The organism is Kitasatospora sp. NPDC059722, assembly GCF_042733235.1.
Taxonomy (GTDB): domain Bacteria; phylum Actinomycetota; class Actinomycetes; order Streptomycetales; family Streptomycetaceae; genus Kitasatospora.
Genome location: NZ_JBHWGD010000025.1, coordinates 38,740 through 47,032, shown reverse-complemented (window position 1 = coordinate 47,032; position 8,293 = coordinate 38,740). Strand labels below are relative to the sequence as shown.

The 8,293-nt window shown below is 74.6% G+C and carries 10 protein-coding genes; 7 read left to right on the top strand and 3 right to left on the bottom strand.

Translation table 11 applies throughout. The features are described from left to right. Positions 1-98: 98 nt before the first annotated feature. Positions 99-1,127, bottom strand: coding sequence for a polysaccharide deacetylase family protein (locus tag ACFV4F_RS18190; protein ID WP_380503571.1), 1,029 nt, complete (start codon positions 1,125-1,127; stop codon positions 99-101). Here ACFV4F_RS18190 and ACFV4F_RS18185 point away from each other — a divergent pair. The 4 genes from ACFV4F_RS18185 to ACFV4F_RS18170 all read left to right on the top strand — a co-directional run bounded on the left by ACFV4F_RS18185 (position 1,120) and on the right by ACFV4F_RS18170 (position 3,404). Beyond that, positions 1,120-1,629 (top strand): hypothetical protein, encoded by a 510-nt coding sequence (locus tag ACFV4F_RS18185; protein WP_380503568.1) that lies wholly within the window; start codon positions 1,120-1,122, stop codon positions 1,627-1,629. The genes ACFV4F_RS18190 and ACFV4F_RS18185 overlap by 8 nt on opposite strands. A gap of 98 nt (positions 1,630-1,727) precedes the next feature. Next, positions 1,728-2,000: a hypothetical protein gene (locus tag ACFV4F_RS18180; protein ID WP_380448608.1), complete on the top strand. Its 273-nt coding sequence runs from the start codon at positions 1,728-1,730 to the stop codon at positions 1,998-2,000. Positions 2,001-2,347: 347 nt separating this feature from the next. Next, positions 2,348-2,905, top strand: a complete 558-nt coding sequence (locus tag ACFV4F_RS18175) for a sugar transferase (RefSeq protein WP_380498528.1) — start codon at positions 2,348-2,350, stop codon at positions 2,903-2,905. Positions 2,906-2,915: 10 nt separating this feature from the next. Continuing rightward, a complete protein-coding gene (locus ACFV4F_RS18170; protein ID WP_359970746.1) occupies positions 2,916-3,404 on the top strand; it encodes an NUDIX domain-containing protein in 489 nt (162 codons plus the stop codon). Between the two features lie 100 nt (positions 3,405-3,504). Here the strand turns inward: ACFV4F_RS18170 and ACFV4F_RS18165 are convergent, their stop codons facing one another. Then, positions 3,505-4,044 carry a PTS-dependent dihydroxyacetone kinase phosphotransferase subunit DhaM gene (locus ACFV4F_RS18165; protein ID WP_380448602.1) on the bottom strand — a complete coding sequence of 180 codons (540 nt, stop codon included), beginning with the start codon at positions 4,042-4,044 and terminating at the stop codon, positions 3,505-3,507. A gap of 278 nt (positions 4,045-4,322) precedes the next feature. On the opposite strand from ACFV4F_RS18165, the gene ACFV4F_RS18160 reads away from it, so the two are divergent. The 3 genes from ACFV4F_RS18160 to ACFV4F_RS18150 all read left to right on the top strand — a co-directional run bounded on the left by ACFV4F_RS18160 (position 4,323) and on the right by ACFV4F_RS18150 (position 7,552). Then, a complete protein-coding gene (locus ACFV4F_RS18160; RefSeq protein WP_380448617.1) occupies positions 4,323-4,577 on the top strand; it encodes a DUF397 domain-containing protein in 255 nt (84 codons plus the stop codon). Between the two features lie 906 nt (positions 4,578-5,483). Continuing rightward, positions 5,484-5,978 (top strand): hypothetical protein, encoded by a 495-nt coding sequence (locus tag ACFV4F_RS18155; RefSeq protein ID WP_329926780.1) that lies wholly within the window; start codon positions 5,484-5,486, stop codon positions 5,976-5,978. Positions 5,979-6,343: 365 nt separating this feature from the next. Further along, complete coding sequence (locus tag ACFV4F_RS18150) at positions 6,344-7,552, top strand: acyl-CoA dehydrogenase family protein (protein WP_380503565.1); 1,209 nt, start codon at positions 6,344-6,346, stop codon at positions 7,550-7,552. Between the two features lie 77 nt (positions 7,553-7,629). Here the strand turns inward: ACFV4F_RS18150 and ACFV4F_RS18145 are convergent. Then, a partial coding sequence (locus ACFV4F_RS18145; RefSeq protein WP_380503563.1) for a phosphotransferase family protein occupies positions 7,630-8,293 on the bottom strand: 664 nt, incomplete at its 5' end.

Genomic DNA, 8,293 nt, shown 5'->3' with positions numbered 1-8,293 from the left:
GCCGGGGTGGATTTGGCGTGGGTACTAGTCCCCCCCGCCCCCCCCCCGGCGTCCCGGCCTTTTCCCGGCCCCGTACGCGAGGAAGAGGAGTCCGCCCCCTATCCGACCGGCCGGCGGCGCCAGCGGCGGTAGGCCGGCTCCAGGCCGGACAGGATCGTGTCGAACCGGCGGGTGCTGGTCGTGGAGTCGACCTGGAGCCGGCTGATCTGGAGCGGGTGGGAGGGGATCCGCGGCCCGAGGCGGTGGTCGGAGAGGAAGCCAAGGCGGTAGCCGAGCTCCTGCAGGACGGTCTCGGCGCGGGGGTCGTGGCCGCCGTCGGGGTAGGCGAAGGCGATGGGGGGCTCGCCGAGCCACTGCGTGAGGGCCTCGTGGGCGCCCGCGATCTCGGCGCGGACGGTGTCGTCGTCGCAGCGCCCGAAGCACGGGTGCCCCTGGGTGTGGTTGCCGATCGCGATGCCGCCGTCCCGCAGGTCCCGCAGGTCGGCGGGGGTGAGCTGCTCCTGGCTCGGCGGTCGGCGGTCGGCGCTGACCCGCAGCTCGTGCAGGCTGCGCCGGCGGTCGGGGTCCGGCATGGCCTTGAGCCGGGGGAGCAGCTGCGCGGGGTGGCCGGAATCGAGTGAGCGGGCCCGGCCGCCGTGCCGGGCGAGGAAGTCGGCCTCGTGCCACCAGAACGGCCGCTCGGTGCCGATGAGCTCGGAGATGACGAACGCGGCGGCCGGGATGCCGCGGGCGTCGAGGGCCGGCAGCGCGTGGGTGAGCACGCTGCGGTCGGCGTCGTCGAAGGTCACCAGCACGCTGCGCGGCGGCAGCGGCCGCTGCTCGGTGACGGCCTGCAGGACGGCGGCGAGGGAGACGGGGGTGGCGAGTCTTCGCAGCCGGTCGAGCTGGGCGCCGAACGAGCCGGGGTCGGTGACGCCGTGGTAGGCGAGGACGGCGAGCCGCTGGGCGGCGCGGGCCCGGAAGACCGGCTGGACGGGGGCGAACCGCAGCCAGTCGACGGGCTCGTTGCGGCGCCGGGTCCCGGCGGTCGCGCCCGCCGTCCACCCCCCGTGCGACTCGCCCAGGCAGCCGGCGAACGGCGCCAGCGCGCGCACGCCGGGGGCGGTGGTGAACGCCGCGGTGGACATCGACGACCCGGACCTGGACGGCCCGGACCTCACCGGCACGGACCCGGTCGAGACGGACCTGGGCGAGACGGACCCGGACGGGAAGGAGAGCGGCGAAGCGGACCTCGACGAGACCGGCGAGACCGACGAGATGGACGACACGGACGACATGGACGAGGCGGACGACACGGATGAAACGGACAACGGTGATACGGACATCGGCACGACGGACATCGGCACGACGGACATCGGCATGGCGGACATCGACGTGGTGGGCTGGGAATGCGGCACGGTTCCCCCTCGGTCGCCGAGCGGCGTGGCGGTACCGTCGGAAGACGGAGCCCGGCCTCCGACTCCAGTGGGCGGCGGCTCCGCCCCCTGGGTATTCCGGTCCTCGGCGGGGGGACGAACACCCGCACCGCGGACGGCTCCTGGATCGCTCAATGTAGTGGGAGACCCCCACCCCCGGCGGATGGTTGTGCTGGGTGGACGAGGATTTTTCGTGGACCGAATGTGGAGGTGAATTGCATGCTCACGGCAGGTGTGAAGGGTTGCGCTGAGTGCCGGGGGCATCACCGCCCGCGGGCTGCTTCCGGCGTCCGGCCGGGGTACCTTGGGCTCATGGCAGATGCGGACCGTGATCCCTTCCACCTGCACGGCGCGACCCGGATGGCGCGCGCATGGAGCGGCGGTGCCCTGGTGACCCACCAGATTCCGCTGGCCGTGGTGGGTCTGGCCTGCCTGGCGCTGGGGATCGTCGTCGCGGTGATCGTGCCGGACAGCGGCGGGCCCGCGTGGGCGATGGCCGTGGCCGGCTGCCTGGCGGCCGGGGTCCTGCTGCTCGGGCGGATCGCGTTCGGCCTGCTGCGCGACCGCCGCGGCGCCGCACTCTGAATACCGGTCCCGATTGCGGCCGGACGGCGGCCCGATACCGTGCTGATACCGGTCTGAGCGCCGCCCCCGAACACGGTGGGTGAACACCGGAACCGAACACCGCGACACGCACCGAACTCGCGGAAGTGCGTACGCGCGGTGAAGTCGGCGAACTCGGCGAACTCGACAAAAGCAGCCGAAGCGGCCGGATTTCGGCTGCTTCGGTAAAGCGTTCCCCACTTCTTCCACCATTCCCGGGCGACGCCTTCAAACCTCCCCTTACCGTGAATGCGTTCTCTTGGAGGGGTTGCGATGAGCGGCAGCGCCGGGACCGGTGGGTCGGAACCCGCCAGACATGCGCCGGGATCATGAAGCGCGGCGGCGACCTCGCGGTCGCGGCCCTGGCCGGGATCGTCGCGGTGCCGCTGGCGCTGGCGATCGCCGTGCTGCTGCGCTGGGCGGCCGACGGGCCGGTGCTCCTGCGCCTGCCCAGGGCGGGCCGGCACGGCCGCGTGTTCCACGTCCTGCGCTTCCGGACCGACCGGCGCGGACGGATCGGGGAACTGCTGCGCCGCACGGGCCTGGACGAACTGCCCCGGCTGTGGAACGTCGCCCGCGGCGAGATGGGGGTGATCGGCCCCCGGCCCGATCACCCGGCGCAGGTGGTCCACTACGACCGCCGCGAGCGCGCCCGGCTGGCCGTGCGGCCCGGCCTCACCGGCTGGGCGCAGCTCCAGGCCCGCGGGCCGTCCGCCGGGCTGAGCCGCCCGCAGTGGGCGGAGCTGGACCTCTGGTACGTCGAGCACCGCTCGTTCGGGCTCGACCTGCGGATCCTCGGTCTGACGGTCAAGGCGTTGCTGTGCCCGGACGACGGCGCGGTGGGCGACCCCGTACGGCCCGGCCGCCGAACCGGTCGGCCTGGGTAGGCTGCGGTTCATGGCCATTCCTCAGTTTCTCGCCGAGCTCCGTTCCGTGGTGGGCAACCGCCCGCTCTGGCTGAGCGCCGTCGCGGGCGTCGTGCTGGACGACCGCGACCGGGTGCTGCTCGCCAGACGGTCCGACGACGGGCGGTGGGCGGTGGTGGGCGGCATCCTCGACCCCGGGGAGCAGCCGGCCGACGGCGTGGTGCGCGAGGTGCTGGAGGAGACGGGCGTGGTGGCGGTGCCCGAGCTGCTCGCCTCGGTCTCCGTCACGGAGCCGGTGACGTACCCGAACGGCGACGTGACGCAGTACCTGGTGCTGACCTTCCGCTGCCGGGCGATCGGCGGCGAGGCGCGGGTGAACGACGACGAGTCGCTGGAGGTCGGCTGGTTCGCGCTGGACGCGCTGCCGCCGATGATCGACCTCGAACACGAGCGGCTGCGGCACGCGCTGGAGTGCGAGGGGCCGGCGGTGTTCTCGTGGGAGGGCAAGGAGCGCCCCTGACGGTGCCGGGCGCCGGACCGGTCACCCGGGCGATGATCACCCGACGAGTCCCGGGTGACCGGCCGGCCGGTTCGCCCACCGATCGGTTTGCGCCAAAACCTCAGCCCTTGTGCTGGCGGTAGGCCTCCTCGGCCGCGTCCAGGACCGCGGCGAGGTCGCCGCCCGCGGTCGCGGTGGCGACGGCGGCGACCGTGCCCTCGACGAAGGGGGCGTCGGCGAAGCGGACCGGGAACGGCAGGCCGTGCTCGTCGGCCTCGGTGAGCAGGGCCCGTACGGTCGTGACCGCGCTGCCCAGGTCGGCCAGCACGACGACGCCGTGGCCCTGGTCGACCCGGCGGGTGGCGGCGGCCACCAGGACGGCGCTGATGCCGGGTCCGGCGGCCGGGTCGCCACCGGTGGCGGCGACCGGGGCGGGGGAGTCGGATCCGGTCAGCGCGAGCGCCAGGGTGCGGACGGCGGTGGCCAGTTCCTGGCTGTGGGACACCAGGACGATGCCGACCCGGCCGTGCGCGGGCGGCCGGCCGCGGGTCGGCCGGGGCAGCGGGGCGCCGGAGGGCGGGGTGCGGGGCGCCGGGGGGTGGGCCGAGGGGGCGTCCGAGATGGGGATGACATCGGCGCGGGCGCCGTCCCGGCGGTTCATCGGCTGCTCCCTGCGGGGTCTCGGGTCGGGACCGGTCCGGGCGGTGTGCCGGGCGGTGCGCCGGGCCGCGGACCGGACGTCGGGTCGAGGTCCTCCTCACTCTGGCAGCTGCCCGCGGCCCCGCCGGGCGGACACGCCCGCCGCCCGCCGGGCGCCGCCGGTGCCCGGCCGGGTGGAGACCTCGTCAACCCGCTGACCGGGGCGGGCGGGTGTGGCTAGGCTGGCCGGGAAAGCCGTCGGGAGGAGACCGAGCAGTGGCATCGAACAGCGGGACTGACGTGGAGACGGCCGGCGCCCGGGGAGCCGGGGCGGGGCCCGAGCTCGCGCCCAGCGGGAAGCCCAGGGTGGACTTCACCGGCGCGACGTGGCTGTGCAGCAGCCAGGGGGTCGGGGACGTCCAGATCGCGTTCGTGGACGGGTACATCGGGATGCGGGACGGCCGTCAGGAGGACGGGCCGGTACTGGTGTTCACGCCGGGCGAGTGGCGGGCCTTCGTGCTCGGCGCGCGGGACGGCGAGTTCGACCTCACCTGAGTCGCGGCACGGGCCCGGGAGGGCGAGGAGTGCGGTCGTGGGGCGGCCCCGGGGACGGGGTTCGCCCCACGGGCGTTCCAGGAGTCCCTCCGAGGAGCGGCGCGGGGTTCGCCACGGGCCGCCGCGGATCCGATACGGAAGGGCCGCTGACGGCACGGAAAGGCCGCTGACGGGTCGTCGGAGGGTCGCCGCAGGGCCGACTCGCAGTCGGCTCACGGCCGGTTTCGGGTAACGATCATCACAACAGATGATCTATTGAGCGTGCCTCGTCAGAATTTCTGTTGACTGTTAGACAAACGCAGCTCAGAGTATGAGCACAGGCAGACGCCGTGCCCACCGCCCCCACGCGGCCAGACACGGCGCCTGCTGTGCGGCCCGGCAGCGTTGCCGGGCCATCCTCCCAGTAGTCCCCTGCGCACCGGGGTGCGTCGGCCGGTCCCGGCCCACGAGGGGCCGGCAGTCGCCGGGAGGTCGGCGCCGAATCCGAGAGCGACTCGGACCGCGGCACCATGTGCTCGGGACCCGCACGCCCCCACGCGGCGGCGTCCCGAGCAGATCCACGGGAGCGACGGGCCGGGGCCCCGCGGATCTGGTCTCTTGTTGCGTGAACTGCACGGAACTGCAGGAACTGCACGGAACTGTTGGCTTGTGGCTGTGCTGTGTGCGACGACGAAGCTGGGTGCTCGGCGGATCGGCACGACGATGTGCACAGTGAGGGATACGCGTGTAGGGCCGCGTATGCGACATGCCGTCCCCCCGGAGGGTGAAACCCAGAACGGCTGTCGTGCTGAACCGAACGTAGCCCGGACGGTTGCTCAGAGTCAACATTGGTCTCTGAGCGTGGATCTCCCGCCGGTGCCCCACCCACCCCGCGAGCGTGGTGTGCCGGACACGTACGATGTTCCCATGTCTTTTCTCCGCCGTCGCTCCGGACAGCCCGCCGGCCCGGACTTCGACGTGCTCGCGATGGACCCGGGCGACTGGCCCGGCGACTTCGGTGCGGCCATGATGACCGGCCCGGACGGCTCCTGCCAGGGGATTTTCCTGCGCTACGACCTGTTCGGCGGCAGAGGCCCGGCGATGTTCATCGGCAACCTCCCCGAGGGCTCGCCGGCCCGGGAGACCGGTGACGACGTCCCCTTCGAGGTGCGCCAGCTGCTCGCGGCCCTGGAGAACGACGAGCCGGTCGACTTCGTCTCGGCCGAGGACTTCCCGGTCATGCTCGGGGACGACCTGCTGATCGTGAAGAAGGTCAAGGTCAGCGAGGAGCGCGTGTTCTGCGCCCAGTTCGGCCGCAGCGACGGCGTCCAGGTCACGATCGCGTCCTGGGACCGACCGATTTCGGACGACCTGTATCAGCTCCTGAAGCCGCTCCCCGCGGACATGTTCCAGCAGGGCTGAAAACCGCCGTCCGCCCCTCGTTCGTCCGCCGTCCACCCGGTGCTCGTCCGGCGGCCGTCCGCCGTCCGGTCCCCGGGCCGCTGCTTGACGGTTTCGATCACCGGTTCGTACAGTCGCGGACATGTCGTGCCGTCTCCCGCTGCTGACCCGCCGCAGCTATCTGGACCTGCGGCGCACCGCCAGCGCGGCGTGTCCGGGCCACTGAACGGCGGAGCGCGTCCGGCCGAGCGGCCGGAACCGATCCGGGGTCGGACCCCGTGCCGAACCGGGTCCGGACCTGCGCGCCGCCGACCGACGGTGCGAGCCCGCCCGGCGGGCCGCCCGCAGTTGCCGAGCCCCTGCTGCCGCCCGGAGGCACCCGCACCATGACCACGACCGCCGCCGACCCGTCGCCCGTCGCCGCCGCCCTCGCGGGGCTGCCCCGGGTGGTCGACCTGCTCGCCGCCCGCGCTGAGGAGCACGACCGGGACGCGACCTTCCCCTACCAGGGCATCGAGGCGGTGCACGAGGCCGGGCTGCTCACCCTCACCGTGGCGCAGCGGTACGGCGGTCCGGGCGGCACGCTCGCCGACACCGTCCGGGTGCTGTCCCAACTCGGCCGCGGGGACGCCTCGGTGGCCGTCGTGACCGCGTTCACGCTGCTCCAGCACGCCGAGCAGGCCCGCCGGGCGCCGTGGCCGGCGGCGGGCTACCGGAGGCTGCTGACGGAGTCCCGGCGCGGGCCCGCCCTGGTCAACACGCTGCGCGCGGAGCCCGGCGGCCGGCCGGGGGCGCTGCCGGGGACGGTGGCCCGGCGGGACGGGGACGGCTGGCGGCTCACCGGGCGCAAGACGTACTGCACCGGGGCCGAGGCGCTGGCCTGGATGGCGGTCACGGCGCGGACGGACGAACCGGAGCCGAGGGTCGGCACGTTCCTGGTCCGCGGCGAGAGCGAGGGCGTGGAGATCGATCCCACCTGGGACCAGCTGGGCCTGCGGGCCAGCGCCAGCCACGACGTGGTGCTGGACGCGGTCCGGGTGCCCGCCGAGCTCGCGCTCGGGCTCACGGTCGTGCGCCGCGCCGAGGGCGGGCAGGACGCGCCGGAGCGGACGGCGGGGGACCGCGTCGCGGAGGCCGAACTCGCCCGCGCCTGGCACGATCTGGCCCTCTCCGCGGTCGCGGTCGGGGTGGCGAGGGCGGCCCAGGCCTGGCTCGTCCGGTTCCTGAACCAGCGGACTCCGGCCAATCTGACCGAGCCGCTCGGCGTCCTGCCGCGCTACCGCTGCGCGCTCGGCGAGATCGAGGCCCAGCTGATCGGCGCCGAGGAACTGGTCGAGGGGCTGGCCGCGCGGGTGGACCGGGGCGAGCGGGCGGCCGTCGTGCGGACCGGACCGGCCCACCTGCTGGCGACCAGGGCCGCGACCGCCGCCGTCCAGCAGGCCGTCGCGCTGACCGGTAACCCGGGGCTGAGCCGGCGTCACCCGCTGGAGCGCTACCTGCGGGACGTGCTCAGCAGCCGGGTGCACCTGGCACCCGAGGAGGCCGTCCTGGAGTCCGCCGGCCGGGCCGCCCTGGAGCGCGGCGCCCGGCCGTAGGGCGGCTGCCGTCCGGCCTGGTCACGGGGCCGCAGCGGCACGGGTGCCGCGCTCCAGGGCGGCCCGGGACCGGTCGGTCAGCGGGTGCCCACGGCGGCCCGGACGGCCCGGCGGGCCAGGGCGGCGTCGTCGTAGAGGCGGCGGATCATGATCCGCTGCTCCTCGCCCGCGCCCGGGACGTCGTAGAGCCGGATCTCGCGCATCAGCACGAGCACCAGGTTGATCAGGAACGCGTCCCTGGCCATCGTGCCGCCGCTCTGGGCGAGTTGGCTGATCTGACGGCGCGCCGCGGTGTCGCCGGACAGGACGCTCCACAGGACCGCGAGGTCGTAGCCGGGCAGGTACCAGCCGGCCTGCTCCCAGTCCACCAGCACCGGACCGGACGGCGCCAGCAGCATGTTGCTGAGCAGGGCGTCGCCGTGGCAGAGCTGGAGCGGGGTGTGGCCGAGGCCGTGCAGCAGGCCGCGCAGGTCGCCGGCGTCCCGGTCGGTCAGCTGGCCGACCGAGTGGTAGCGGGCGATCTCCATCTGGTAGTCCAGCCGGGGCTGGAACACGTCGCCCGGCGGGCGCCACAGGTTGAGCGTCCGGACGGCGGTGAGCAGGGCCCGGACCTCGCCCGGGGTGGGCGCGTTGACGGGGTGGCGTTCCCGGGGGGGCGGGCCCCCCGGGCCCCGCGGCCGGGGCCGCACCCCCCCGGGGGGGGGGGCGGGCGGCCCCCCGGGGGCGGCGCCCCGCCGGCCG

Coding starts and splice junctions, on each gene's coding strand:
- ACFV4F_RS18155 (WP_329926780.1), top strand. CDS start 5,484: ATGTCTTTTCTCCGCCGTCGCTCCGGACAGCCCGCCGGCCCGGACTTC.
- ACFV4F_RS18150 (WP_380503565.1), top strand. CDS start 6,344: ATGACCACGACCGCCGCCGACCCGTCGCCCGTCGCCGCCGCCCTCGCG.
- ACFV4F_RS18180 (WP_380448608.1), top strand. CDS start 1,728: ATGGCAGATGCGGACCGTGATCCCTTCCACCTGCACGGCGCGACCCGG.
- ACFV4F_RS18190 (WP_380503571.1), bottom strand. CDS start 1,127: ATGTCCACCGCGGCGTTCACCACCGCCCCCGGCGTGCGCGCGCTGGCG.
- ACFV4F_RS18165 (WP_380448602.1), bottom strand. CDS start 4,044: ATGAACCGCCGGGACGGCGCCCGCGCCGATGTCATCCCCATCTCGGAC.
- ACFV4F_RS18170 (WP_359970746.1), top strand. CDS start 2,916: ATGGCCATTCCTCAGTTTCTCGCCGAGCTCCGTTCCGTGGTGGGCAAC.
- ACFV4F_RS18175 (WP_380498528.1), top strand. CDS start 2,348: ATGAAGCGCGGCGGCGACCTCGCGGTCGCGGCCCTGGCCGGGATCGTC.